This is a genomic window from Pseudomonas sp. JH-2, assembly GCF_036231725.1.
GTDB lineage: Bacteria > Pseudomonadota > Gammaproteobacteria > Pseudomonadales > Pseudomonadaceae > Pseudomonas > Pseudomonas delhiensis.
On sequence record NZ_JAZAQP010000003.1, the window covers coordinates 171675 to 198152 of the forward strand.

General features: G+C 70.9%; 21 protein-coding genes. 10 read left to right on the top strand and 11 right to left on the bottom strand.

The window, feature by feature from the left end; genetic code table 11:
- Window positions 1-326: 326 nt before the first annotated feature.
- The 3 genes from ampD (at window position 327) to VV867_RS31125 (ending at window position 3906) form a co-directional block, all read left to right on the top strand.
- Window positions 327-887, top strand: coding sequence for a 1,6-anhydro-N-acetylmuramyl-L-alanine amidase AmpD (gene ampD, locus VV867_RS03660; RefSeq protein ID WP_109934225.1), 561 nt, complete (start codon window positions 327-329; stop codon window positions 885-887).
- Window positions 884-1723 (top strand): regulatory signaling modulator protein AmpE, encoded by an 840-nt coding sequence (gene ampE / locus VV867_RS03665; protein ID WP_275627626.1) that lies wholly within the window; start codon window positions 884-886, stop codon window positions 1721-1723. Before ampD ends, ampE begins: the two co-directional genes overlap by 4 nt.
- A 1478-nt stretch (window positions 1724-3201) precedes the next feature.
- Window positions 3202-3906: a methyl-accepting chemotaxis protein gene (locus VV867_RS31125; RefSeq protein WP_425262419.1), complete on the top strand. Its 705-nt coding sequence runs from the start codon at window positions 3202-3204 to the stop codon at window positions 3904-3906.
- A gap of 369 nt (window positions 3907-4275) precedes the next feature.
- Here the strand turns inward: VV867_RS31125 and VV867_RS03675 are convergent, their stop codons facing one another.
- Entirely contained in the window at window positions 4276-5055 is a 780-nt protein-coding gene (locus VV867_RS03675; RefSeq protein WP_328565644.1) for a TatD family hydrolase, read from the bottom strand.
- A gap of 5 nt (window positions 5056-5060) precedes the next feature.
- A complete protein-coding gene (gene cra, locus VV867_RS03680; RefSeq protein WP_328565645.1) occupies window positions 5061-6053 on the bottom strand; it encodes a catabolite repressor/activator in 993 nt (330 codons plus the stop codon).
- Window positions 6054-6282: 229 nt separating this feature from the next.
- Between cra and ptsP the strand changes: the two genes are divergently transcribed.
- From ptsP to VV867_RS03695, 3 genes are read left to right on the top strand one after another with little or no spacing between them, the layout of a single operon-like run.
- Window positions 6283-9159, top strand: coding sequence for a phosphoenolpyruvate--protein phosphotransferase (gene ptsP / locus VV867_RS03685; RefSeq protein WP_328565646.1), 2877 nt, complete (start codon window positions 6283-6285; stop codon window positions 9157-9159).
- On the top strand, window positions 9159-10088 hold the full coding sequence (pfkB, locus tag VV867_RS03690) for a 1-phosphofructokinase (RefSeq protein ID WP_328565647.1): 930 nt from the start codon (window positions 9159-9161) through the stop codon (window positions 10086-10088). Before ptsP ends, pfkB begins: the two co-directional genes overlap by 1 nt.
- A gap of 48 nt (window positions 10089-10136) precedes the next feature.
- Window positions 10137-11873, top strand: a complete 1737-nt coding sequence (locus VV867_RS03695; protein ID WP_328565648.1) for a PTS fructose-like transporter subunit IIB — start codon at window positions 10137-10139, stop codon at window positions 11871-11873.
- 272 nt (window positions 11874-12145) lie between these two features.
- On the opposite strand, the gene VV867_RS03700 is transcribed toward VV867_RS03695, so the two are convergent.
- Genes VV867_RS03700 through arnB form a run of 8 tightly spaced genes read right to left on the bottom strand, consistent with a single transcriptional unit; the run spans window position 12146 to window position 21006 of the window.
- Window positions 12146-13522, bottom strand: coding sequence for a UDP-glucose dehydrogenase family protein (locus tag VV867_RS03700; protein WP_109934218.1), 1377 nt, complete (start codon window positions 13520-13522; stop codon window positions 12146-12148).
- A 17-nt stretch (window positions 13523-13539) separates the two neighbouring features.
- Window positions 13540-13986: a 4-amino-4-deoxy-L-arabinose-phosphoundecaprenol flippase subunit ArnF gene (gene arnF / locus VV867_RS03705; RefSeq protein ID WP_328565649.1), complete on the bottom strand. Its 447-nt coding sequence runs from the start codon at window positions 13984-13986 to the stop codon at window positions 13540-13542.
- Window positions 13983-14327: a 4-amino-4-deoxy-L-arabinose-phosphoundecaprenol flippase subunit ArnE gene (arnE, locus tag VV867_RS03710; RefSeq protein ID WP_328565650.1), complete on the bottom strand. Its 345-nt coding sequence runs from the start codon at window positions 14325-14327 to the stop codon at window positions 13983-13985. Before arnE ends, arnF begins: the two co-directional genes overlap by 4 nt.
- Window positions 14324-15970, bottom strand: coding sequence for a lipid IV(A) 4-amino-4-deoxy-L-arabinosyltransferase (gene arnT / locus VV867_RS03715; RefSeq protein WP_328565651.1), 1647 nt, complete (start codon window positions 15968-15970; stop codon window positions 14324-14326). Before arnT ends, arnE begins: the two co-directional genes overlap by 4 nt.
- The gene (gene arnD / locus VV867_RS03720) at window positions 15967-16848 is read right to left on the bottom strand and encodes a 4-deoxy-4-formamido-L-arabinose-phosphoundecaprenol deformylase (RefSeq protein ID WP_109934214.1); all 882 of its coding nucleotides are present in this window, start codon (window positions 16846-16848) and stop codon (window positions 15967-15969) included. Before arnD ends, arnT begins: the two co-directional genes overlap by 4 nt.
- On the bottom strand, window positions 16848-18851 hold the full coding sequence (gene arnA / locus VV867_RS03725; protein ID WP_328565652.1) for a bifunctional UDP-4-amino-4-deoxy-L-arabinose formyltransferase/UDP-glucuronic acid oxidase ArnA: 2004 nt from the start codon (window positions 18849-18851) through the stop codon (window positions 16848-16850). The genes arnD and arnA overlap by 1 nt, the downstream gene beginning before the upstream one ends.
- On the bottom strand, window positions 18848-19861 hold the full coding sequence (arnC, locus tag VV867_RS03730) for an undecaprenyl-phosphate 4-deoxy-4-formamido-L-arabinose transferase (protein WP_328565653.1): 1014 nt from the start codon (window positions 19859-19861) through the stop codon (window positions 18848-18850). Before arnC ends, arnA begins: the two co-directional genes overlap by 4 nt.
- A gap of 5 nt (window positions 19862-19866) precedes the next feature.
- Window positions 19867-21006 (bottom strand): UDP-4-amino-4-deoxy-L-arabinose aminotransferase, encoded by a 1140-nt coding sequence (gene arnB, locus VV867_RS03735; RefSeq protein ID WP_089390547.1) that lies wholly within the window; start codon window positions 21004-21006, stop codon window positions 19867-19869.
- Window positions 21007-21366: 360 nt separating this feature from the next.
- Here arnB and VV867_RS03740 point away from each other — a divergent pair, with 360 nt between their 5' ends.
- The 4 genes from VV867_RS03740 to VV867_RS03755 all read left to right on the top strand — a co-directional run bounded on the left by VV867_RS03740 (window position 21367) and on the right by VV867_RS03755 (window position 25761).
- Window positions 21367-23385, top strand: a complete 2019-nt coding sequence (locus tag VV867_RS03740; protein ID WP_328565654.1) for an aminotransferase class I/II-fold pyridoxal phosphate-dependent enzyme — start codon at window positions 21367-21369, stop codon at window positions 23383-23385.
- Between the two features lie 68 nt (window positions 23386-23453).
- A complete protein-coding gene (locus tag VV867_RS03745; RefSeq protein ID WP_328565655.1) occupies window positions 23454-24242 on the top strand; it encodes a transporter substrate-binding domain-containing protein in 789 nt (262 codons plus the stop codon).
- A gap of 48 nt (window positions 24243-24290) precedes the next feature.
- Complete coding sequence (locus VV867_RS03750; RefSeq protein WP_109934209.1) at window positions 24291-25001, top strand: ABC transporter permease; 711 nt, start codon at window positions 24291-24293, stop codon at window positions 24999-25001.
- Between the two features lie 10 nt (window positions 25002-25011).
- Window positions 25012-25761 carry an ABC transporter permease subunit gene (locus VV867_RS03755; RefSeq protein ID WP_109934208.1) on the top strand — a complete coding sequence of 250 codons (750 nt, stop codon included), beginning with the start codon at window positions 25012-25014 and terminating at the stop codon, window positions 25759-25761.
- On the opposite strand, the gene VV867_RS03760 is transcribed toward VV867_RS03755, so the two are convergent.
- Window positions 25758-26381, bottom strand: coding sequence for a TetR/AcrR family transcriptional regulator (locus VV867_RS03760; RefSeq protein ID WP_328565656.1), 624 nt, complete (start codon window positions 26379-26381; stop codon window positions 25758-25760). The genes VV867_RS03755 and VV867_RS03760 overlap by 4 nt on opposite strands.
- Window positions 26382-26478: the final 97 nt, after the last annotated feature.

Here is a 26478-nt window from a genome sequence, read left to right on the forward strand (position 1 = left end):
ATACCTCCGGTTATCGCGGACAAAGTCCGCTCCTGCACAGCGGAAACGCCCTGCCTCATAGCAAACTGTAGGAGCGGGCCCTGCCCGCGATTCGCGCGCAGGGCGCGCTCCTACATGGACGCGGTGTTGATGCAACCCCTAGGAGCGGATCTCATCCGCGAATCGCGCCGGCACCTTCGGCTATCGCGGACGGAGTCCGCTCCTACGGGAGTGCCATGCCTCGCGGTGGGCGGTAGAACCGCAAGGCCCCGACATCCCCCACAACAACCCCAATCGTTCTCTTCCGCCGCAAGCTGCTTTAGAGTGGGCCCAATCAAGGAGCCCCTATGCAGTTCGATCCCCGCAGCGGCTGGTGCCAGGGCGTCAGCCACTGTCCTTCGCCCAATTTCAACGCCCGCCCGGAGGGGGAGGTGGTCTCCCTGCTGGTGATCCACAACATCAGCCTGCCGCCGGGGCAGTTCGGTACCGGCAAGGTGCAGTGCTTCTTCCAGAACCGCCTGGATGCCGACGAGCACCCCTATTTCGCCGACATCGCGCAAATGACGGTGTCCGCGCACTTCCTCATCGAGCGCGATGGCAGCGTGTTCCAGTTCGTCTCCTGCAACGACCGCGCCTGGCATGCCGGCGTGTCGCGCTTCGATGGGCGGGAGAACTGCAACGACTTCTCCATCGGCATCGAGCTGGAAGGCACCGACGATGAGCCCTACAGCGATGCGCAATATGCCGCCCTGGCGGCGCTGGGCCGGCAGTTGCTGCGGGCCTACCCGGCCATCACCGCCGAACGCATCCGCGGCCACAGCGACATCGCCCCGGGGCGCAAGACCGACCCGGGCCCGGCTTTCGACTGGCAACGTTTCCTCGCCGCTCTTTCCAAGGAGTCGACATGAGTTTCCTGGTACTGCTGCTGGCCCTGCTGGTAGAGAAGTTCTCCGGCTGGCGCGCGCGCCTGCAGAAGGATGGCGCCTGGCTCGCCTGGCTGGGTATGGTGCAGGGGCTGCCGGCCGTGGCGGCGCGGCCCTGGCTGGCGCTGCTGGTGGCCCTGCTCGGGCCCCTGCTGGTGCTGGCGCTGGTCCTGACGCTGCTGCAGCCGCTGGCCTACGGCCTGCTGGCGCTGCCGGTGCACCTGCTGGTGCTGGTCTGGAGCCTGGGCCGCGGCGACGTGCACCAGGCCATGGGGCCGTTCCGCGACGCCTGGCGGCGCGAGGACCTGCAGGGCGCCTACCACGTCGCCGAGCGCGACCTGGGCGTGCAGGCCGATTCCGATGCCGAGCTGTTCGCCCAGGTCCAGGGCATGCTGGTGTGGCAGGCCTTCCAGGGCTTCTTCGCGGTGATCTTCTGGTATGCCCTGCTGGGCCCGGCGGCGGCCCTGGCCTACCGGCTGCTGTCGCTGACCGAGGTGCACCTGGGCCGTACGTCGGGGCTCGGCGAGCGGGCCGCACTGCTGCGCCATGCCTTCGACTGGCTGCCGGCGCGGGCCCTGGCGCTGAGTTTCGCCTTCGTCGGCAACTTCGCCGCCGTGGCCCGGGTGCTGCTGCACCACCTGCTGGCCTGGGACGTCCCGGCGGCCCGCCTGCTGGCCCAGGCCGCCTGCGTCGGCGAAGACCTGTGCGATGCCACGCCCGGCCCGGCCGGGGTCGCCAGCCTGGATGCGCTCTGGCAGTTGCTGGTGCGGGCGGCGGTCTTCTGGTACGCGGCTTTCGCCCTGTGTGCGCTGTTCCTCTGAGTACCGCACGTCGCCACTGATGGCGTTTTAACCTTAAGTTACAGAACGTCCCGCCGATATCGGGTACACAGGAGCCTGCGCCATGCGCGGGCCCGGCGCCCCGCACCGGCCATCCCACACAAGAACAACAACGGGAACAGGAGACGTCTTACGTGAAGACCGTGCTCTATCCAGCTATCGCACTGATGAACCGCCTGAGCTTCGGCATGAAGTTCAGCCTCATCAGCGTGCTTTTCTTCCTGCCGATGCTGGTGACCAACTTCTACCTGGTGCGCGATTCCTACCGCCAGTTCGTCAGCACCCGCGCCGAGCTGCAGAGCCTGCAGCTGATCGCCTCGGGCATGCAGGTCCGCCGCGACGTCGAGGCCTACAACGACCTCCTGCAGATCAACATCGGCATCGGCCAGAGCCGTGGCACCGGCGACCTGGACAGCCGCATCGCCCAGTTGCAGCAACGCCTGCGCACCGCGGTTGCGGCCCTGCAACCGGTGGCGCGGGACAGCGAGCAGGTGGCAGCCTTCACCGCCAAGCGCGACGAACTGGTCGCCGCCCTCAAGGCCGTGGAGGCCGAGGGCTCGATGCAGAGCAAGGCCGGCATGGCCACGCACCTGCTGAGCAACGTGCAGATCTTCAACAAGCTGCTGGCCGCGCAGTCCGGCCTGAGCCAGGACGACAGCGCCGAAGTGCGGCAGATGGCCGAGCTGATCAGCAGCGTCACCCCGGCGGTCACCGAGACCATCAGCCGCGGCCGCGTGCTGGGCACCGCGGCGCTGGGCCAGGGGTTCCTCAACTCCTCCACCAGCAGCAAGCTCGACGACCTGCTGCAGGACCTGGAGAAGCTCCACGCCGAATATGCCCTGAAGCTGCAGGAAGTGCTGGGCGCCAGCGGCGCGGCGCAGCAGGCGCTGGCCGGCGACGCCGCGGCCAGCCGCGAGACGCTCAAGAGCCTGGGCAAGCTGGTCGAGGACAAGGTGGTGATGGCCGACGCCCTCGACACGCCCTGGGCGCAGTTCTATGAGCAGTTCAGCCAGGGCATGGACAAGACCTACCAGCTCGACGACAAGGTGCTCGGCTACCTCGACGGCCAACTGCAGCAGCGCCTGACCGGCAAGCAGGCGCAGATGGTCCTGCTGGTGGTGGCGCTGCTGGTGGTGTTCCTCGCCATCGTCTACCTCTATGGCGGCTTCTACGTCTCCACCCGCTCCACGCTCAAGAGCCTGGGCGCGATGATGGAGCGCGTCGCCGCCGGCGACATGACGGTCAACTACCAGGCGCAGAGCCGCGACGAACTGGGCGAGCTGGGCCAGGCCTTCAACGAGACGGTGCGCCGGGTGCACGACCTGATCGAGCAGGTCGGCCGCACCGTGGCCGAAGTGGAACGGCAGACCGGCCGCGTGGAAGTGGTCTCGGCGCAGAGCAACCAGGCGGTGGCCGGCCAGCGCGACCAGATCGAGCAGGTGGCCACGGCGATGAACCAGATGGCCGCCACGGCCCAGGAAGTGGCGCGTAGCGCCGCCGCGGCCGTGGGCAGCGCGCAGAGCGTGAACCAGGAGACCGTCAGCGGCCGCGACCTGGTGGAGTCCCAGGTCGGCAGCATCCAGCGCCTGGCCGCGGAGATCGACCAGTCGGTGGAAGTGATCAACCAGCTGGCCGCCGATAGCGCCTCCATCAGCCGCGTGCTGGACGTGATCAAGGGCATCGCCGAGCAGACCAACCTGCTGGCGCTCAACGCCGCCATCGAGGCGGCGCGGGCCGGCGAGCAGGGCAGGGGCTTCGCGGTGGTGGCCGACGAGGTGCGCACTCTGGCCAAGCGCACCCAGCAGTCCACCGAGGAGATCGAGCAGATGATCGCGCGCCTGCAGAACGGCGTGGGCGCGGCGGTCAAGGCCATGGGCAGCAGCCACCAGACCGCCGACGGCACCGTGAGCCAGTCGGCGCAGGTGCAGCAGGCGCTGGACAACATCCTCGGCGCGGTCGGCATGATCGTCGACCAGAACCAGCAGATCGCCGCCGCCGCCGAGCAGCAGACCACGGTGGCCCACGACATCGACCAGAACATCGTGCAGATCAACCAGGCCGGCGAACGCACCGCCCTGGGCGCCAACGAGACCGAGCGCGCCAGCCGCGAGCTGTCCGGGCAGGTGGTGGAGCTGAAGCGGCTGATCGGCGCCTTCAGGGTCTAAGGGGTTTTCGCCAGCAGCCCGGCCCCCGCGCGAGCGCAAGGACGCTTCCCCATCTCGCGGGTGCCGGGTTGTCGGTGAAAAGGATGTTGCCGGGAGCGTAGGGCGCATAACGCCTACGGCGTTATCCGCCGTTTGGCCTCGCCCCTCGGCGGCTCCGGGGTTGACCTTGGCGCTGGCTGTGGCTCCGGTGTATCGGCGGATAACCGCGAACGGTTATGCGCCCTACGTTATGGGTGGGTCTGGTGTAGGGCGCATAACGCCTACGGCGTTATCCGCCGTCTGGCCTTGATTCCCGGCGGCTCCGGGGTTGACCTGGGCGTTGGCTAGGGCCTCGGTGTAACGGCGTACAACCGCGAACGGTTGTACGCCCTACGTCCAGCCAAACACCTCCCTGGCATTCCGCGTACTAGCCTCCGCCAGTTCCTCCGCGCTCACCCCCCGCAACTCCGCCAGCGCCTCGCAGATCGCCGGCAGGTGCGCCGGGCTGTTGCGCTGGCCCGGGAACATCGCCGGGGCCATGTCCGGGGCGTCGGTTTCCAGCACGATCGAATCCAGCGGCAGCTCCGCCACCGTCTTGCGCAGGCGGTTGGCCTGCGGCCAGGTGGGCGCGCCGCCCAGGCCCAGGCGGAAACCCAGCCTGATGTATTCGCGGGCTTCCTCGCGGCTGCCGGCGAAGGCGTGGACAATGCCGCGGCGCGGCGGGCGGAAGCGCTTGAGGGTGGCGATCATCGCGGCGTGGGCGCGGCGCACGTGGAGCAGCACCGGCAGTTCGCAGTCGATGGCGATGCGCAGCTGTTCTTCGAACAGCGCTTGCTGCGCCTCGCGGTCCAGGTCTTCGAGGTAGTAGTCCAGGCCGATCTCGCCCACCGCGCACAGCTTCGGGTGGCCGGCCAGGCGCTGCAGGTGCTCGCGCAGGTCGCGCAGGTGTTCGGGGCGGTGCTGCGCCAGGTAGATCGGGTGCAGGCCCAGGGCGGCGTAGAGCGCGTCGTTCCGCTCGGCCAGTTGCAGCACCCGCTCCCAGTTCTCGCGGAACACCCCCAGCAGCACCTGGCGCTCCACGCCCAGTTCGGCGCAGCGTTGCAGCAGCGCCGGGCGGTCGGCGTCGAAGTCCGGGAAGTCGATGTGGTTGTGGGTGTCGACCAGGCGCATGGCGGTCACCCGGCGCGCAGCTTGAGGGTGCGCGGGATGGGGTGCACGCCGGGCCGGTAGTGCTCCTGCTCCACGGCCTCCAGGGCCAGTTCCAGGGCGCGGGCGGCGATCAGCGCGTGCTGCTGGGAGATGGCGTTGACCTTCAGCGGCACGAAGTCGAGCAACTGGGTGTCGCCGAAGGTGCCCAGGCGCAGGTCGCGCGGCCAGCCGCCGGGCAGCGCCTGGAACACATCGAAGACGCCCTCCAGCAACACGTAGGAGGTGGTGATCAATGCGTCCGGCAGGTAGCCCAGGCGCTGCAGCAGGCCCTCCATCAACTGGCGGCCGCACTCGCGGCTGAAGCTGGCGCCCTGTTCGATGAAGCGCTCGCCGCGAAAGCCCCGCAGGGCCTGTTCGAAACCGGCGCTGCGCTCCTGGCTGATGATCAGCTCCGGCCGCGCCCCGATCAGGGCGACGTGCCGCGGGGCGGGCGCCAGCAGGGTGGCGGTGAGGTGCTGGGCGGCGTCGCGGTCGTCGCTGACCACCGAGCAGAAGCGCTGCGGGTCGAGCTGGCGGTCGATGGCGATCACCGGCACGCCCTTGTCCAGCAGCAGTTGGTGGCTGTCGTCGTCGGCCGGCAGGCAGCTGGCTACCACCAGGGCGTCGCAGCGCCGCGCGCGGAACAGGTTCAGGACCTGGCGTTCGCTCTCCGGCTCGTCGTCGGAGCAGGCGATCAGCAACTGGTAGCCGCGGGCGCGGGCGCCCTGTTCGAGCAGCTTGGCGATGCGGGCGTAGCTGGGGTTCTCCAGGTCCGGGAGGATGAAGCCGAGGGTGCGCGTCTGCCCGCGGCGCAGGCTGGCGGCCTGCTGGTCGGGGTGGTAGCCGTGGGCCTCGATCACCGCGCGCACGCGTTCCACGGTGGCCGCGCTGATGCGCCGCTGCACGGCCTTGCCGTTGATGACGTAGCTGGCCGTGGTCACCGAGACCCCGGCCAGACGGGCGATATCACTGAGTTTCAACGCATACCCCGGCACTGCTGACTGACAACTGGAGGCTTCCAAGGATCACGCATTATCGGGTAACGTGCCAGTCTCAATAGGTGAAACGATTCAGCAAAAACTGTCCCCCTGCCTGCGGCCACCTATGCTGGTCACCAGGGACAGCCTCGCTGTTCACCCCAACAAGCGGATAACCGCCCCGTTCCGGCAGCCCGGCCTTCCTCCCGGGCGGGCCGGTGAGGAGAACGATGTGCTCGAACTGACCGCGCAGCAGGTCCGCATGCAACAGCGGGCCGCGGGCAAGCCGGCCGCCCTTGAACTGCTCTGCCAGGCCCTGGAGGCCGACGGCCTGGTCGAACCGGGCTACCTCGCCGGGCTCGAGGATCGCGAGGCCCAGGGCTCCACCTACCTCGGCCAGGGCATCGCCATCCCCCATGGCACCCCGCAGACCCGCGACTTGGTGCGCCGCACCGGCGTGCGCCTGCTGCACTTCCCCGAAGGCGTGGACTGGGGCGGCGGGCAGATCGTCTACCTGGCCATCGGCATCGCCGCGCGCTCGGACGAGCACCTGAACCTGCTGCAACTGCTGACCCGCGCCCTGGGCGAGGGCGACACCGGCGCGGTGCTGCGCCAGGCGCAGGACGCCGAGCAGTTGCTGAAGGCGTTGCGTGGCGCGCCGCAGCCCCTGGCGCTGGACGCGCAACTGGTGGCCCTGGGGCAGGGCGCCGAGGACTTCGACGAACTGCTGCTGCTCGCCGCGCGCCGGCTGAAGGCCGCCGGCTGCGTGGAAAGCGGCTTCCTCGCCGCGCTGCAGCAGGGCGAGGCGCTGCCGCTGGGCGAAGGCCTGTGGTGGCTGGGCGGCGGGGAAAAGGTCAACCGCCCCGGCCTGGCCTTCGTCACCCCGCAGCGCGAGCTGCAGCATGCCGGCCTGCCCCTGCGCGGGCTGTTCTGCCTGGCCGAGCGCGGCGACGCCGCACGCGCTGCGCTGGAGCGCCTGTGCGACCTGCTGGTGGACGGCCGCGGCAGCGAGCTGGCGCGGGCCGCCTCGGTGCGCGCGGTGCTGGAGGCCCTGGGCGGCGAACTGTCGGTGGACTGGCCGAGCCTGCGCGTGCCCCTGGCCAACCCCCACGGCCTGCACGCGCGGCCCTCGCAGGTGCTGATGCAGATGGCCCGCGACTTCGATGGCGAGATCCGCGTGCGCATCGCCGACAGCGATGCCGCGCCCGTGTCCATCCGCAGCCTGAGCAAGCTGCTCAGCCTGGGCGCGCGGCGCGGCCAGGTGCTGGAGTTCTTCGCCGAACCCGCGATCGCCGAGGCGGCCCTGCCGGCCCTGCGCGAGGCAGTGGAGCAGGGTCTGGGCGAGGAGGTCCTGCCGCTGGCGGAGGCGCCCGTGGAGCCCGAGGCGCCCGCCGTGCCGGAAGCCCCGCAGCCCGAGCCGGCCCGGGGCGAATGGCTGGCCGCCATCGCCGCCGCGCCGGGCATCGCCAGCGGCCCGGCGCACCTGCAGGTGGAGCCGACCTTCCGCTACCCGGCCCGCGGCGAATCCCCCGAGATCGAGGCGCAGCGCCTGGCCGAGGCCAAGGCCGCCGTCGCCACGGAGATCGAGGCCCTGGTGGAGAGCAGCCGGAGCAAAGCGGTACGCGACATCTTCGTCACCCACCAGGCCCTGCTCGACGACCCCGAACTGGGCGCCGAGGTGGCCGTGCGACTGGCCGACGGCGCCAGCGCCGAAGCGGCCTGGCACGCGGTGATCGAACAGGCCGCCAGCCAGCAGGAGGCCCTGGGCGACGCCCTGCTCGCCGAGCGCGCGGCGGACCTGCGCGACCTCGGCCGCCGGGTGCTGGCGCGCCTGTGCGGGGTGAGCCTGCTCGCGGAGCCGGCGCAACCGTACATCCTGGTCATGGACGAGGTCGGCCCCTCCGACGTGGCACGGCTGGACCCCGAACGCGTGGCCGGCATCCTCACCGTACGCGGCGGCGCCACTTCCCACAGCGCCATCATCGCCCGCGCCCTGGGCATTCCCGCCCTGGTCGGCGCCGGCGAAGGGCTGCTGGCGCTGCCGCCGGGCACGCCGCTGCTGCTCGACGGCGAACGCGGCCGCTTCGTGGTGGCGCCCGCGGACGAAGTGCTCGAACAGGCCCTGCGCCAGCGCGAGGAGCGCCTGCGCCACCAGGCCCTGGCCGAGGCGCGCCGCCACGAGCCGGCACGCACCCGCGACGGCCATGGGGTGGAAGTCTGCGCCAACCTCGGCGACAGCGCCGGCGCCGCCCAGGCGGTGGAACTGGGCGCCGAAGGCGTGGGCCTGCTGCGCAGCGAATTCGTCTTCCTCGACAGCCCGCGCGCGCCGGACCTGGCGGCCCAGGAAGCCGAGTACCGCCGCGTGCTCGATGCCCTCGGCGGCCGCCCGCTGGTGGTCCGCACCCTCGACGTGGGCGGCGACAAGCCGCTGCCGTACTGGCCGATCGCGGCCGAGGCCAACCCCTACCTGGGCGTGCGCGGCATCCGCCTGACGCTGCAGCGCCCGCAGATCTTCGAGACGCAGCTGCGCGCCCTGCTGCAGGCCGCCGCCGGCCGGCCGCTGCGGATCATGTTCCCGATGGTCGGCCAGGTCGAGGAGTGGCGCCAGGCGCGCGACCTGGCGCTGGCCCTGCGCGAGGAGTACGACTGCGCCGACCTGCAGCTGGGCATCATGGTCGAGGTGCCCTCGGCGGCGCTGCTGGCGCCGGTGCTGGCGCGCGAGGTGGACTTCTTCAGCGTCGGCACCAACGACCTGACGCAGTATGCCCTGGCCATCGACCGCGGCCACCCGACGCTGTCCGCCCAGGCCGACGGCCTGCACCCGGCGGTGCTGCAACTTATCGACATGACCGTGCGCGCCGCCCATGCCCACGGCAAGTGGGTGGGCGTGTGCGGCGAGCTGGCCGCCGACGCCCAGGCGCTGCCGGTCCTGCTGGGGCTGGCGGTGGACGAGCTGAGCGTGTCCGCGCGCAGCATCCCGCTGGTGAAGCAGGGCGTGCGCGAGCTGGACATGGGCCGGGCCCGCGAACTGGCCAGCGCCGCCCTCGGCCTGGCCTCGGCGGCGGAGGTCCGCGCCCTGGTGGCGCGGGCGCTGGGGGAGGCACGCTGATGGCCCGTATCCTCAGCCTTACCCTGAACCCGGCGCTGGACCTCACCGTGCGCCTGCGCAGCCTGGAACTGGGCGCGGTGAACCGCAGCGAGGCGGTGCTGGCCCAGGCCGCCGGCAAGGGCCTGAACGTGGCACAGGTGCTCGCCGACCTCGGCCACGAACTGAGCGTGGGCGGCTTCCTCGGCGCCGACAATGCCGAAGCCTTCGAGGCGCTGTTCCGCCGCCGCGGCTTCCGCGACGCCTTCGTCCGCGTGCCGGGCGAGACGCGCAGCAACATCAAGCTGGCCGAGCGCGGCGGGCGCATCACCGACCTCAACGGCCCGGGCCTGGAAGTGGACGCTGCTGCCCGGCAGCGCCTGCTCGACGGCCTGGACGAACTGACCGTCGGCCAGGACCTGGTGGTGGTGGCCGGCAGCCTGCCGCGCGGCGTGGAGCCGCAGTGGCTGCGCGAGCTGCTGCTGCGCCTGAAGCACCTGGGCCTGCGGGTGGCCCTGGACAGCAGCGGCGAGGCCCTGCGCCAGGGGCTGGCGGCCGGGCCCTGGCTGGTCAAGCCGAACGCCGAGGAGCTGGCCGAGGCCTGTGGCCCGGCGGGCGAGGGCGGTCTCGATGCCCAGGCCCGCGCCCTGCGCGCCGGCGGCATCGAGCACCTGGTGCTTTCCGAGGGCGCCGAGGGCGTGCGCTGGTACGGCCCGGAGGGGCTGTGGCAGGCGACGCCGCCGAAGGTCGAGGTGGCCAGTACCGTGGGCGCCGGCGATTCGCTGCTGGCGGCGATGGTCGACGGTCTGCTCGCCGGCCGGCCCGCCGAACAGGTGCTGCGCCAGGCCACCGCGGTGGCCGCCCTGGCGGTGACCCAGTTCGACTTCGGCATCGCCGACCGCGAGCGCCTGGCCCGCCTGCAGGCGCAGGTGGCGGTGCGCGCGCTGGATTGATTCGCCCGCCCGGCTGCGTCGGGCGGCGCCATGACAAGAGGTACCACGATGAATCTTGCCCTGATCACTGCCTGCCCCAACGGCCAGGTCACCAGCCTGCTCAGCGCGCGCCTGCTGCGCGCCGCCGCCGAGCGCCTGGGCTGGTCGGTGTGCGTCGAGAGCAACCAACCGCAGCGCCCCGAGGCGCGCCTGAGCGCCGAGCAGATCGCCGCCGCCGACCTGGTGCTGGTGGTCAGCAGCCAGCCGCTGGAGCTTTCCCGCTTCGCCGGCAAGCGCCTGGTCCAGGCCCGCCCGGCCGAAGCCCTGGCGGAACCGGCGGCCTTCCTCCAGCGCGCCGCGGCCGAGGCCCTGCCCTGGCAAGGCACCGCCGAACCGCAAGCCGAGGCCAGGGCGGTGCGGGTGGTGGCGGTGACCGCCTGCCCCACCGGCGTGGCGCACACCTTCATGGCCGCCGAGGCGTTGCAGCAGGCCGCCGAACGCCTGGGCTGGCAGTTGCGGGTGGAAACCCAGGGCTCGGTGGGCGCGCGCAACCCGCTGTCGGCCGAGGACATAGCCGCCGCCGACGTGGTGCTGCTGGCCGCCGACATCGAGGTGAACGCCGAGCGCTTCGTCGGCAAGCGCATCTTCCGCTGCGGCACCGGCGTGGCCCTGAAGCAGCCCGAAGCGACCCTGAAGAAGGCCTTGCAGGAAGGCACTGCGGAAAGCACTGTCGCCGCCGCCGCGTCGAAGCCGGCCAAGGGCGAGGCGCGCGGGCTGTACAAGCACCTGCTGACTGGCGTGTCCTTCATGCTGCCGATGGTGGTGGCCGGCGGCCTGCTGATCGCGCTGTCCTTCGTGTTCGGCATCGAGGCGTTCAAGCAGCCGGGCACCCTGGCCGCGGCGCTGATGCAGATCGGCGGCGAGAGCGCCTTCAAGCTGATGGTGCCGATGCTCGCCGGCTACATCGCCTGGTCCATCGCCGACCGCCCGGGCCTGGCGCCGGGGATGATCGGCGGCCTGCTGGCCAGCAGCCTGGGCGCGGGCTTCCTCGGCGGCATAGTCGCCGGCCTGCTGGCCGGCTATTCGGCGCGGGCGGTCAGCCAGTGGCTGAAGCTGCCGCAGAGCCTGGAGGCGCTCAAGCCGATCCTGCTGATCCCGCTGCTGTGCAGCCTGTTCACCGGGCTGGTGATGATCTACGTGGTGGGCAAGCCGGTGGCCGGGCTGATGGGCGCGCTGACCGACTTCCTCGCCGGCATGGGCACGGCCAACGCCATCCTCCTCGGCCTGCTGCTCGGCGGCATGATGTGCGTGGACCTCGGCGGGCCGATCAACAAGGCCGCCTACGCCTTCTCCGTGGGCCTGCTGGCCTCGCAGAGCTACGCCCCGATGGCGGCGACCATGGCCGCCGGCATGGTCCCGCCGATCGGCATGGGCCTGGCCACCCTCCTGGCCCGGCGCAAGTTCGCCCGGAGCGAGCGCGAGGCCGGCAAGGCGGCGCTGGTGCTGGGCCTGTGCTTCATCTCCGAAGGCGCCATTCCCTTCGCCGCCAGGGACCCGCTGCGGGTGCTGCCGGCCAGCGTGGTGGGCGGCGCGCTGACCGGGGCGCTGTCGATGTACTTCGGCTGCAAGCTGCTGGCGCCCCATGGCGGGCTGTTCGTGTTGCTGATTCCCAATGCGATGAACCACGCGCTGATGTACCTGCTGGCGATCGTCGCGGGGAGCGTGGTGACGGGGGGGCTGTATGCGCTGCTCAAGCGGGATGAGGTGCAGGGGATGGTGGGGGTGCCGGAGCGGGCTGCTGAGTGATTCCGTTGGGCAATGCACCGGTGCCAGTTCCAAGAGCGCCCTCTCCCTAACCCTCTCCCTGAAGGGAGAGGGGACCGTTCGGAGTGCTCGGATATTTCAGAGTCAGCCGGCAGCTCTGCAGTTTCCGGCTAAAACCATGCTCATCTCGGCACGGACAAGCCCCCTCTCCCTTCAGGGAGAGGGCTGGGGAGAGGGGGCGGAGTCAACCTGCTACACCACAGCCCCCGGGAAACACGGTTCGCGAGCAAGCTCGCTCCTACGAAGAGCCGCTCTCAGGCACTGCGCCGCAACGGCTGCTCCTGCGCCGGCACCGGCAGGCGGTGCGAGTCGCCGCGGCCCATGGCGAAGTACTCGAAGCCATAGCGCGCCATCCGCTCCGGATCGTAGAGGTTGCGCCCGTCGAAGATCACCGGCGCCTTCAGTCGGCTGGCCAGCAGTTCGAAGTCCGGCGCCTTGAACTGCTGCCACTCGGTGCAGACCACCAGTGCATCGGCGCCGCCCAGGGCCGCCTCGGGGGTGCCCATCAGCGTCAGGCGCTCGTCGTGGCCGTACAGGCGCTGGGCCTCGGGCATGGCCTCGGGGTCGAAGGCGCGGACCTTGGCCCCGGCCGCCCACAGCGCTTCCATCAGCGCGCGGCTGGGGGCGTCGCGCATGTCGTCGGTGTTGGGTTTGAACGACAAACCCCAGAGGGCGAAGGTGCGGCCCTTGAGGTTGCCGCCGAAGTAGGCGTCGATGCGTTCGAACAGCTTGTGCTTCTGGCGCTGGTTGATGGCCTCCACCGCGCGCAGCAGGTCGCTGGAGCAGTGCGCGTCGTCCGCGCTGTGGATCAGGGCCTGGACGTCCTTGGGGAAGCAGGAGCCGCCGTAGCCGCAGCCGGGGTAGATGAAGTGGTAGCCGATGCGCGGGTCGGCGCCCATGCCTTGGCGCACCGCCTCGATGTCGGCGCCCAGGTGCTCGGCCAGCTCGGCGATCTGGTTGATGAAGCTGATCTTGGTGGCGAGCATGCAGTTGGCGGCGTACTTGGTCAGCTCCGCGCTGCGCAGGTTCATGCACAGGATGCGCTCGTGGTTGCGGTTGAAGGGCTCGTAGATCTCGCGCATCACGTCCAGCACCTCGGCTCGCTCGCAGCCGATGACGATGCGGTCCGGGCGGCGGCAGTCGGCCAGGGCCGAGCCTTCCTTGAGGAATTCCGGGTTGGACACGATATCGAAGTCCAGGCTGCGGCCATGCTGGCTCAACACCTTGTGGACGTGCGCCTTGACCAGGTCGCCGGTGCCCACCGGCACCGTGGATTTCTCGACGATCACCACCGGCGCCTTGCGGTGCAGGGCGATGCCCTCGGCCACCGCGAACACCGCGGCCAGGTCGGCCGAGCCGTCGGCGCGCGGCGGCGTGCCCACGGCGATGAACTGCACCAGGCCGTGGGCCGCAGCGACTTCCACTTCGCTGGTGAAGCGCAGGCGGCCGGCCTCCAGGTTCTCCTTCACCAGCTCGGCCAGGCCGGGTTCGTAGATGCTCACCTGGCCGCGCTGCAGCTTGGCGACCTTGGCCTGGTCGATGTCCATGCAGACCACGTCGTGGCCCACTTCGGCCATGACCGCGGCCTGCACCAGGCCGACGTAGCCGATCCCGAATACACTGATTTTCATGGTGGTGTCCCTAGTGGTTACAGGTGGTTCGAGGGCGCCGGCCCGGCGCTGGAGCCAGCATGCCGCTGCTTCGTTACGGTTCTCTTGCCGCGCGGCGCGTTGATGGCCAGCACGCCGGCGATCACCAGGGCCACGCCCAGGGCGCCGCGGGCGCTCGGTGGCTCGCCGAAGCCGGGCAGCGCGGCCGCGCCCAGGTAGACCAGGGCGTAGCTGATGCTCAGCAGCGAATAGGCGCGGCCCAGGGGCAGGTGGCGCAGGGCGCCCAGCCAGCACAGCAGCGACAGGGCGTAGGCCAGCACGGCGGCGGCGAGCACGCCCAGCAGCGGCAGGGGGTGGCTGCCCGGCGCTTCCAGCCATTGCGCGGGGGCGGGCAGCCGCGCCATGGCCCAGCGCATGCCCAGCTGGGCAGCGCTGACCAGGGCCACGCTGCCCAGGGCCAGGGCGAAGCCGCGGACCCGGCTCATGCCTGCAGCCCCAGCAGCGCCACGCCGCCGACGATCAGGGCGGTGCCCAGCCAGTGGCGCGCATCGACGTGCTCGCCGAACAGCAGGCGCGCGGCCAGGGTGACCAGCACGAAGTTCAGGCTCAGCATCGGGTAGGCCAGGCCCACCGGCAGGCGCTGCAGCACCAGCAGCCAGAGCAGCAGGGCCGCGCCCAGGCAGGCCATGGCCAGCAGCAGCCAGGGCGACAGCAGCTTGCCCGTAAGGCTGAGGCTGCGTTCGCGCCAGCCCTCCACGGCGAGCTTCTGGGCGACCTGGCCGAGGCAGGTGAGCAGGCACACGGCGGCGAGCAGCGCGGCGGTCATGGCGCGGCCTGCGGGATCAGCAGGAAGACCAGATGGTTCTCCCGGTAGCTGGTGGCGTCCCGCGGCATCAGCGCCAGCTCGGCCTCGTCGCCGGGGCTGTTGACGCGCAGGATCACCCCCACCGGGCCCTGGCGGCGCGCCGCGGCGAGCCAGGCGGGGAACTGTTCGAGGCCGATGCGCCGGCCACTGGCGTCGGGGTAGCCGAGGCCGTATTTCAGCTCGCCCTCGGTGTTGAGCAGGAACACCTCGCTGCGCCCGGTGCGCCAGGCCAGCGCCGAGGCGGCGCCCAGGTCGTTGCTCAGCAGGGTGGTGGCCGTGCCCAGCTCGTCCAGGTACTGGGCGATGAACTGGTCGGGCATCTTGCTGTTGACCATGCGCTCGGGCAGCGCCGCCGGCGCCGCGGCCACCAGCAGCCAGGCAGCCAGCGCCGGGGCAGCCCACAGCTGCTGCGGGCGCAGCCACTGCAGGGCGCCGCACAGGGCCCAGAGGGCGCAGACCAGGCCGACCAGCAGCAGGCTCGGCAGTTGCTGGTGGTACAGCGCTTTCTTCGCCTGCAGGAACACCAGCGCGGCCAGGCCGAGCAGGCCCAGCAGCAGGTTCAGCGCGCCGTTCAGGCGCAGCGCCCCTAGGCGTCCGCGCTCCAGGGCGCTGGCCAGGGCATCGGCCATCAGCAGGGCCAGCGGCGCGAAGCAGGGCATGATGTAGGTCGGCAGCTTGCCCTTGGCCAGGCTGAAGAACAGGAAGGGCATCAGGAACCACAGCAGCAGGAATGCCGCATGGGGCTCGCGGCGCGCCTGCCAGCCGCGCTGGAAGGCGGCGGGGACGAGCAGCGTCCAGGGCGCCGCGCAGGCGAACAGCAGCGGCACGAAGAACCAGAACGGCCGCGCATGCTGGGCGTCGCTGCCGGCGAAGCGCTGGATGTGCTCGTGCCAGAAGAAGAAATGCCAGAAGTCCGCTTCGCGCAGGTGCACCGCCAGCACCCAGGGCAGGCTGGCCAGCAGCGCCACCAGCACCGCCAGCGGGCCGAGCAGGAACAGCTCGCGCAGGCGCCGGCGCCACAGCGCATAGGGCAGGGCCACCAGCACCGGCAGCAGGCCGGCGAGGAAGCCCTTGGTCATGAAGCCCATGGCGCAGGCCGCGCCCAGCAGCGCCCAGGCGCCCAGGCGGGCGCGGGGGGCGGCGGCCTCGAAGGCGAACCACAGGGCGAACAGGCTCAGGTTCACCCACAGGGTGAACTGCGGGTCGAGGTTGGCGTAGCCGGCCTGGCCGGCGATCAGCGCGAAGCTGGCGTAGAGCAGCGCGGCGGTCCACGCCCGGCCCGGCTGCGGCCACAGCCGCCGGGCCAGCAGCCAGACCAGCAGGGTGCTGCAGGCGCTGACCAGCACCGAGGCGACGCGCACGCCGAACAGGTTCTCGCCGAACAGCGCCTGGCCCAGGGCCACCAGCCAGTAGCCGGCGATGGGCTTCTCGAAGTAGCGCAGGCCGAGGAAGTGCGGCGCCACCCAGTCGCCGCGCTGCAGCATTTCCTGGGCGGCCTGGGCGTAGCGCGCCTCGTCGGGTATCCACAGGCCGTGCAGGCCCAGCGGCACCAGGAAGAACAACAGCAGGACGGCCGCGGCCAGCAGCCCGTAGCGCCGGCTCATCGCTGCACGCCCAGCCAGCCTTCGCGGCCCGCCAGGCTGCCGCGGCGCAGTTCGCCCAGCGGCAATGTCGCCGGGTCGGCCGGCAGCAACTGGCCGAGGGGGTGGAAGTGGATGCCGCCCTCGCGAGCATGGCCCAGCAACTGGCGGAAGGCATCGGCCATGACGATGCCTTCCACCTCGGCGTGCACGGTGTAGACGTTCAGCGCCTGCGGGCGGAACCGGGTCATGATGAAGTCGTTGAAGGCGCCGGCGAGGACCGCCGTGCCCACCACCTCGTCGAAGGTCGGCAGGTCCACCGGCACCTGCGGGGTGCCCGGGCGGCCGTCGGCCAGGCGCGGGCGGAACGGCGCGCTGCCGCGGCAGTCGCTGTTGTAGCGGAAGCCGAAGGCCTCCTTGGCCTGCACGGTGCGCTCGTCGGCGCGCCAGCCGGCCACCGCCGAGCAGTCCACGCGGCGGCCGAGGATGTCGCTCAGGCTGTCCACGCCCAGGGCGATCTGCCGGTGCAACTGCTCGGCGCTCCAGCGCCCGGCGTTGGCCTGCCAGCCGTGGTGGTCCCAGGCGTGCAGGCCAACCTCGTGGCCGGCCGCCTGGGTGCGCCGCATCAGCGGGCCGAGGTCGCGGCCGATGGGCCGGCCGGGCCAGGCGGTGCCGGCCAGGAGGATGTCCCAGCCATACAGGCTGGCGGCCTTCGAGCGCAGCATCTTGCCCAGGAAGCGCGGCCGCGCCAGGCGCCACAGGTGGCGGCCCATGTTGTCCGGGCCGACGCTGAAGAAGAAGGTCGCCCTGATCCCGGCCTCGTCGAGCATGTCGAGCAGCCGCGGCACGCCGTCGCGGGTGCCGCGGTAGGTGTCGACGTCGATGCGCAGACCGGCCTGCATCAGCTGGCGAGCCTCGGCTTGCCGGCCTGCCGCTGTTCGGCGATGGCCTCGCACAGGAAGAAGTCGAGGGTCTTGGCGATGGTCTCGCGCAGGGGCACGCTCGGCTCCCAGTCCAGCAGGCGGCGGGCGTTGTCGATGCTCGGCTTGCGGTGCGCCACGTCCTGGTAGCCGTCGCCGTAGAAGCTGCGGCTTTCCACCTCGCGGAAGCCGGCGAAGGGCGGGAAGTGCGCGCGCAGCGGGTGGGCCTCGAACTGGCGCAGCAGTTCCTCGCCCAGCTCGCGGATGCTCGCCTCGTTGTCCGGGTTGCCGATGTTGACGATCTGCCCGTCGCAGCGTCCGCCTGCGTTGTCGACGATGCGCGCCAGGGCCTCGATGCCGTCGTCCACGTCGGTGAAGCAGCGCTTCTGCGCGCCGCCGTCGACCAGGCGGATCGGCGTGCCTTCCACCAGGTGCAGGATCAGCTGGGTGATGGCCCGCGAGCTGCCGATGCGCGCCGAGTCCAGGCGGTCCAGGCGCGGGCCCATCCAGTTGAACGGGCGGAACAGGGTGAAGCGCAGGCCCTTCTGGCCGTAGGCCCAGATCACCCGGTCGAGCAGTTGCTTGGACACCGAGTAGATCCAGCGCTGCTTGTTGATCGGGCCCACCACCAGGTTCGAGCTGTCCTCGTCGAAGCTGGCGTCGCTGCACATGCCGTACACCTCGGAGGTGGACGGGAAGATCACCCGCTTGCCGTACTTCACGCAGTAGCGGACCAGCTTGAGGTTCTCCTCGAAGTCCAGCTCGAACACCCGCAGCGGGTTGCGGGTGTATTCGATGGGGGTGGCGATGGCCACCAGCGGCAGCACCACATCGCACTTCTTGATGTGGTACTCGATCCACTCGCTGTGGATGCCGATGTCGCCCTCGACGAAGTGGAAGTCCGGGTTGCTCTTCAGCCGCTCGATGGCGTCGGAGCCGATGTCCAGGCCGTAGACCTCGTAGCCGCCGTCGCGCAGCAGGCGCTCGGAGAGGTGGTTGCCGATGAAGCCGTTGACGCCGAGTATCAGCACCCGCGTCTTGCGCCTGGGCTTGGCCAATGCATGCAGCCGCGAACCCGCCACCAGGCCCATCTCGCGGGCCAGTTGCGGGCCGGCGAGGTAGAGGCCGGCGTCGCCCTGCTGGCCGGCGACTATCTCCAGGCTGTCTTCGCCGCAGGCGATGCGCAGCGGCTCCACGCCCAGCACGGCGCCGGCCGGGCGGCCCTGGTTGCCGGGCACCACCTTCGACTGCCAGACGATCAGCTTGCGCTCGCCCACCGGGGCGAAGGCGCCGGGGTAGGGCTGGGTCACCGCGCGCACCAGGTTGTGCAGCTCGCGGGCCGGGCGGCGCCAGTCGAGCAGGCCGTCGGCAGGTGTGCGGCGGCCGAAGTAGCTGGCCTGGTTCTCGTCCTGCTCGCGTTCGACGAAGTCGCCTTCGCGCAGCGCCGGCAACACCCGGCCGAGCAGCTCGGCGGCGCACTCGCGCAATTTTCCGTGCAGGCTCAGGGCGGTGTCGTCCTCGTCGATGGCGACGCGCTGCTGGGCGACGATGGCGCCAGCGTCGGCGCGCTTGACCATGCGGTGCAGGGTCACGCCGGTCTCGCTCTCGCCATTGACCAGCACCCAGTTGGCCGGGGCGCGGCCACGGTAGCGCGGCAGCAGCGAGCCGTGCAGGTTGAAGGCGCCACGGCTGGCGCAGGCCAGCAGTTCGTCGCCGAGCAGGTGGCGGTAGTAGAACGAGAAGATGTATTGCGGTTGCAGCTCGCGGATGCGCGCGACCCATAGCGGGTGGTTGACGTCCTCCGGGGCGTGCACCGGGATGCCGCGCTGTGCGCACAGCTGCGCCACCGAGCCGAAGAAGCGGTTCTCCCGCGGGTCGTCGGCATGGGTGAAGACCGCGTCGATCTGGTAGCCGGCGGCCAGCAGGGCTTCGATGCCGGCGCAGCCGATGTCGTGGTAGGCGAATACGAGGGTCTTGGCGCTCATTGGGCGAGGGACTCGACGACAGGGGAAGGGGAGATCGACGCGGTGCCGGCGGTGGGCAGGGCGGCACCGCGCGCCACGCGCTCGATGAAGAAGCGCGGGCGGGCGCGCACGTCGTTGTACATGCGGCCCAGGTACTCGCCGAGCAGGCCCATGCCCACCAGTTGCGCGCCGGTGAAGATGAACAGGATGGCGAACAGCACGAACAGGCCGTCGCCGGCCCAGGCCGCGCCGAACAGCAGGCGCAGCACCAGCAGCAGGACGCCGAAGGCCACGCCGGCCACGGCCATGCCGCCGCCGACCAGGCTGAGCAGGCGCAGCGGGCTGGTGGTCATGCAGGTGACCAGGTCGAACATCAGGTTGATCAGGCGCAGGAAGTCGTACTTCGACTCGCCGTGCTCGCGCTCGGCGTGGCCGACGACGATCTCGCTGGTGTGGCGGGCGAAGCCGTTGGCCAGGATCGGGATGAAGGTGCTGCGCTCGCGGCAGGCCAGCATGGCCTTGACGATGCCGCGGCGGTAGGCGCGCAGCATGCAGCCGTAGTCGCTCATGGCCACGCCGGTGGAGCGCTGCACGGCCAGGTTGATCAGCCGCGACGGCCAGCGGCGCAGGGCCGAGTCCCGGCGGTTGCCGCGCACCGTGCCGACCACGTCGTAGCCCAGCGCGGCCTGCTCGACCAGGCGCGGGATTTCCTCCGGCGGGTTCTGCAGGTCGGCGTCGAGGGTGATCACCAGGTCGCCGCGGCACTGCTCGAAGCCGGCCATGATCGCCGCGTGCTGGCCGTAGTTGCGGTTGAGGATGACCGCCAGCACGTGGCTGCCGGGGGCCTCGGCGGCTTCCAGGATGAGCTCGGCGGAACGGTCGCGGCTGCCGTCGTCGACCAGCACCAGCTCGTAGGCGCGGCCGAGCTGGCGGCAGGCCGCCTCGCTGCGGCGCAACAGCTCGGGCAGGCTGGCTTCTTCGTTGTAGACCGGGATGACCACGGAGACGCAGTCGATGGCGTAGGGTTTCACGGGGTTCACCGCAGGAGGGTTTCGCAGGCCCCGACCACGCGCGCCAGGTCGGCCTCGGTCATGTCGGGGAACAGCGGGATGGAACACAGGCGCGCCGAGTTCCATTCGGTGGCGGGCAGGCTGAGGCCGGGGAAGCGCTGGCGGTACCAGCTGTGCAGGTGGGTGCCGATGAAGTGGATGCCGCTGCCGATGCCGCGCTGCTGCAGGGCCTGCATGAAGGCGTCGCGATCGATGCCGCAGGCCTGCTCGTCGATGCGCAGGATGAACAGGTGCCAGGCGTGCCGCTGCGGGTAGCCGGGCACGGCCAGCGGCTGCACCGGCAGGTGCGCCAGGCGCTCCCGGTACTGCTCGGCCAGTTCGGCGCGGCGCGCGTTGAGGGCGTCCAGGCGCTGCAACTGCACCAGCGCGATGGCGGCGTTGATGTCGGTGAGGTTGTACTTGAAGCCCGGCTCGGTCACCTGCGCCTGGGGCTTGCGGCCGTGGCTCAGGCGGTCGTAGGCGTCCACGCCCAGGCCGTGGAACTTCAGGGTGCGCACGCGGTTGGCCAGGGCCTCGTCGTCGCTGACGAACATCCCGCCTTCGGCGCAGGTCATGTTCTTGATCGCGTGGAAGGAGAAGATCGCCGTGCCGCGCGCGCCGACGTGGCGGCCGCGGTAGCGGGTGCCGGCGGCGTGGGCGGCGTCCTCGATCACCGCGATGCCGTGTTTTTCGGCCAGCGCGTAGAGCGGGTCCAGGTCGAAGGCGGCGCCGGCATAGTGCACCGGGACTATCGCTTTCGTGCGCGGGGTGATGGCCGCCTCGATGCGCGCGGCGTCGGTCATCAGGGTGTCGCGGTCGACGTCGACGAACACCGGGGTGGCGCCCAGCAGGCAGATCATGTTGGCGGTGGACACCCAGGTCTGCGACGGGGTGATCACCTCGTCGCCCGGGCCGATGCCCAGGGCCAGCAGGGCGATGTGCATGGCGCCGGTGGCCGAGGCCACGGCCACGGCGTGCCGGCAGCCGACGTAGTCGGCGAAGCGCTGCTCCAGCAGCTGGTTTTTCGGGCCGGTGGTGATCCAGCCGGAGCCGAGCACTTCATTGACGGCCTGGATTTCCTCGGCGCCGATGCTGGGCCGGGAGAAGGGGAGGAAGGGGTTGTCCATGCACTTCACGGGGTGGTGGCGATTGTCTGGGGTCATGCTCGCCGAGCAATCGTTAAGAACCCGTTATGGGCATGTTCGAAAAATGTCGCGGCGCCACCCGCACCCTCGCGGGGCAGGGTGAACGGGACCGCGCGGGCCGCTTCGGGCGCGCCTCCAGGCTCGTCGGTGCCTGCCGCGCCAGGCGCCGGAACGGGGCCTGCAGGGCGCGGCCGCTCTATTCCGGGGCAAATTGAACGATCGCTCGAAATGGCCGGAAAACACTGTTGAACACTCGTTCATTCGTGGTTATGGTGATGCCACGCCCCGCGGCCCGGCAGCATTCCAGCCGCGGGTTCTCCGTCATTCGGGTGAGGTCCGTGCATGCGTTATTCGTCGCTTGTGGACAGGATGGTCGGGCCGGGCGCAGCCGCCTGGGATATCCACTACGCCGCCGTGGCGGCGCAACGCGCCGGGGAGGATGCGATCGTCCTCAGCGTCGGCGATCCGGACTTCGCCACGCCGGCCTTCATCACCGACGCCGCGGTGGCCGCGCTGCAGGCCGGCGATACCCACTACAGCGACGTGGCCGGGCGCCCGGAACTGCGCCAGGCCATCGCAGACCTGTACCGGCGACGCTTCGACCTGCCGCTGGGCGCGGACAACGTCATCGTCCTCGCCGGCGCACAGAACGCCCTGTTCGCCGCCGCCCTGTGCCTGCTGGAGGCCGGTGACGAAGTCATCGTCTTCGACCCGGTCTACGTCACCTACGAAGCCACCCTCAAGGCCACCGGCGCGAAGCTGGTGGCGGTGCCGACCCCCGCCGGCAACGGCTTCCGCCTCGACGCCGCGGCCCTGGAGGCGGCCATCACCCCGCGCACCCGGGCGATCTTCTTCGCCAACCCGAACAACCCCACCGGCGTGGTCATGCGCCCCGACGAGCTGCGCGCCATCGCCGCCGTCGCCGAGCGCCACGACCTCTGGGTGGTGGTGGACGAGGTGTACGAGGCGCTGACCTTCGAGCAGCCGCACCAGAGCTTCGCCGCGCTGCCGGGCATGGCCGCGCGCACCCTGAGCCTGGGCAGCCTGTCCAAGTCCCACGCCATGACCGGCTGGCGCGCCGGCTGGATAGTCGCCGAGCCGACGCTGGTGACGCACATCGAGAACCTGGCGCTGAACATGCTCTACGGTCTGCCCGGCTTCGTGCAGGAGGCCGCGCTGGCAGCGGTGCGGCAGCACGACCAGGTGGCCGCCGGCATGCGCGAGGTCTACCGCCGCCGCCGCGACCTGGTCGTGCAGCGCCTGGCGCGCAGCCCGCGGTTGCAGGTGCTGAGCCCCGAGGCCGGGATGTTCGTGATGGTCGACGTGCGCGGCACCGGCCTGAGCTCCCTGGACTTCGCCTGGCAGCTGTTCCGCGCCCGCGGCGTGTCGGTGCTCGACGCCGCCGCCTTCGGCCCCCAGGCCGACGGATTCGTGCGGCTGTCCTTCACCCAGGCCGACGAGACCCTGGCCGAGGCCTGCGAACGGATTCTCGGCTTCGTCGAGGGCTTGCCTGAACCTGTAGGAGCGGGCCCTGCCCGCGAATCGCGCGCAGGGCGCGCTCCTACACAGAGCGTACCGGCACAGCCCGCCGGCAAGCCGGTGATCGAAGTCCGCGACCTGCACAAGCGCTTCGGCCAGTTCGAGGTGCTCAAGGGCGTGTCGCTGTCGGCCCGCGAGGGCGGCGTGGTGTCGCTGATCGGCGCCAGCGGCTCGGGCAAGAGCACCCTGCTGCGCTGCATCAACATGCTGGAGGTGCCCAACGCCGGCAGCGTCAGCGTCGATGGCGAGACCATCCGCCTCGACCAGGACCGCCACTGCGAGCCGCGGGTGGCCGACCAGAAGCAGCTGACGCGGATCCGCTCGCGGCTGGGCATGGTGTTCCAGAACTTCAACCTGTGGCCGCACCGCACGGTGCTGGAAAACCTGATGGAGGCGCCGACCTTCGTCCTCCACGAGAACAAGGCCGAGGCCCGCGAACGCGCCGAGGCGCTGCTGGCGCGGGTGGGCCTGGCGGAGAAGCGCAACGAATACCCGGCCTTCCTCTCCGGCGGCCAGCAGCAGCGCGTGGCCATCGCCCGCGCCCTGGCGGTGCGGCCGAAGGTGATGCTGTTCGACGAGCCGACCTCGGCGCTGGACCCGGAGCTGGTCGGCGAGGTGCTGCGGGTGATCCGCTCGCTGGCCGAGGAGGGCCGCACCATGATCCTGGTGACCCACGAGATGGCCTTCGCCCGTGACGTCTCCAGCCACGTGGCCTTCCTCCACCAGGGCCTGATCGAGGAGGAGGGCTCCCCCGAGGAGGTCTTCGCGCGGCCGCGCAGCGAGCGCTGCCGGCAGTTCGTCAACGCGCACCAGAATCGCTGAACCGGCCGCGGCGCGGCCACCTGACAAGCTTCTAGCACGACAAACCACAAGAAAGCGGAAGGGGCATCATGAACAGACAGGGTCTTTGCGGTTGGTTGGCGGGTGCGGCATTGCTGGCGGCGGGCATGGCCAGCGCGCAGGCGGAGACATTGCGCTTCGCCCTGGCGGCGGAGCCCTACCCGCCGTTCTCGGTGAAGCAGCCGGACGGCAGCTGGAGCGGCTTCGAGCCGGACCTGATCCACAAGGTCTGCGCGCAGATGCAGGCGCAGTGCGAGATCGACGAAGTGGCCTGGGACGGCATCATCCCGGCGCTGCTGGCGAAGAAGGTCGACGTGATCTTCAACTCCCTGTCCATCACCGAAGAGCGCGAGAAGCAGATCGCCTTCAGCGTGCCCTACTACGACACCCCGGTGGCGGTGGCCGCGCCGGCCGCCAGCGACATAGTCGTCAGCCCCGAGGGGCTGAAGGGCAAGGTGATCGGCGTGCAGATCTCCACCGTCAGCTCCAACTACCTGAAGAAGTACTACGAGAAGATCGCCGACGTGCGCTACTACGACACCCAGGACTCGGTGAACGCCGACCTGGTGGCCGGGCGCATCGACCTGATGATGGCCGACGGCATCGCCGTGAACACCTTCCTCAAGTCGCCCGATGCCCAGGCGGCGGGCATCGTCAGCAAGGGCGAGGTGCCCCACGACCCACTGTTCGGCCGCGGCGTGGGCGCCGGCCTGCGCAAGGACGACACGGCGCTGAAGGCGAAGCTGGACGAGGCCATCGGCAAGCTGCTGGCCAGCGACGACTACAAGGCGCTGTCGGACAAGTACTTCGGCCTGAGCGTCGCGCCCAAGCAGCCGTGATGAACCGGCGCCGCCCGCCAGGCGGCGCCGCGCTTCGAGGACATCGCCATGCAATCCTATCTCGACCTCGTCGGCTTCGGCGCCCAGGGCTGGGGGCCGGCGCTGCTGCGCGGGCTGCTGGTCACCCTGCAGATTTCCTTCGGCGCCTTCCTGGTCGGCATGCTCATCGGCCTGGGTGCCGCCAGCGCCAAGCTCAGCGGCCCGCGCCCGCTGGCCGCCACCGCCCGCGGCTACACCACCCTGTGCCGGGCGGTGCCGGAGCTGCTGCTGATCCTGCTGCTGTACTACGTCGGCTCCATGGGCCTGAACCAGCTGTTCGCCTGGCTCGGCTACGGTGACGTCAAGCTCAATGGCACCGTGGTCGCCATCGCCGTGCTCGGCCTGGTGCAGGGGGCCTACGCCTCGGAAATCTTCCGCGGCGCCATCCAGGCCATCCCCTACGGCCAGATCGAGGCGGCGCGGGCCTACGGCATGCACGGCTTCGGCCTGTTCCGCCGGGTCACCCTGCCGATCATGGCGCCCAACGCCCTGGCCGGCATGGCCAACCTGTGGGTCAATCTGATCAAGGACAGCGCGCTGATCAGCGTGGTGGGCACCAACGAGCTGCTCTACACCGCCAAGCAGGCGGCCGGCTCGACGCGCAGCTACCTGACCTTCTACCTCACCGCGGCGGCGCTGTACTACCTGCTCACGGTGCTCTCCAACCTGTTCTCCGGCTGGCTCGAGCGGCGCTTCCGCCGCTGGATACCGGCGGTGTGAGGGGCGCGCGATGAGCGATCACTGGATATTCACCTATGGCAGCCTGCTGCTGCGCGGCCTGGGCACCACCCTGTCGCTGCTGCTGGTCAGCGCCGTGCTCGGCTTCGCCCTGGCGCTGCTGGTGGCGCTGGCGCGGATGTCGCGCAACCTGTTCGTGGCCAAGGCCAGCCTGGCCTTCACCAGCGTCATCCGCGGCACGCCGCTGCTGGTGCAGATCTACACCTGCTACTACGGCCTGGGCAGCCTGTTCGCCACCTACCCGCCGATCCGCAGCAGCTTCCTCTGGCCCTACCTGCGCGACGGCTACTGGTACATCGTGCTGGCGCTGGTGCTGTCGGTGGGGGCCTACGTCGGCGAGGTGGTGCGCGGTGGCCTCAGGGCCGTGCCGCGCGGCGAGCTGGAAGCCGCCGCGGCCTTCGGCATGCACCGCCGCCTGGTGCTCTACCGCGTGTGGCTGCCGCGGGCCATCCGCCTGCTGCTGCCGACCCTGGCCGGGGAGACGGTGCTGCTGCTGAAGTCCACCGCGCTGGCCTCGACCATCGCCGTGGTCGACCTGCTCGGCGCGGCCAACGTGGTGCGCGCGCAGACCTTCCAGGTGTACCAGCCGCTGCTGCTGGTGGCGGCCATCTACGTGTGCCTGACGTTCATCATCGAGGGCCTGTTCAACCTGCTGGAGGGGGCCACCCCGGTGCGCCGCGAGTCCACCGCGCCGCGCTCGCGCGCCGGCTTCCTGTTCTGGCGGCGCAAGGCGAAGGCCTAGGCGTAGGCGCCGCGGCGCAGGCCCTCGACCCAGTGGCGGCTGAGCTGCAGGCCGTCCTCGGCGCTGAAGGTGGTGGGGTTCAGGCACCACTCCAGCCACAGGCCGTCGAGCATGGCCGACAGGCCGATGGAGGCCAGGCGCGGGTTGGCGATGGCGAAGCCCTCGCTGCGCGCCAGGTCCGTGATGAGGGTCTCCAGCAGTTGCAGGTAGGCGCGGTAGCCGCGCTCGTGGGCGTCGTTGACCGGCGTGGAGTGGCGGATGAGGCTCCAGAACACCACCCAGGGGCTGAGCAGGTCGGGGTCGAGCACGCCGGGCGAGAAGGAGCCGACCAGGAAGGCGTCCAGGCGCGCGGCGGGGTCGATGCCGGCAGCGGCGACGCTCTCGCGCAGCGACTGGGTGACCTCGGCGGCGAGGGTCTCGTAGGCCTGGGCCACCAGCGCCTCGATGCTGCCGAAGTGGTGGTTGACCAGGCCGACGGCCACCCCCGCCTCCCTGGCGATGCGCCGCACCGAGATGCCGGCGTGGCCATCGGCGACCAGGCACTTGAGGCAGGCGCGCACCAGGTCGTCGCGGCGTTCCTCGGGCGTGGCGCGGCGGGCTTTCTGGCGGGGGCTGTCCACGCGGGGGAGTTCCTTGTGCGGGGCGCCGGGGCGCGGTGGGTGGAATCGATACTAGGGGGCGCCGGGCAAGTTTGCCACGCCCCGCGACGAGGGAGGA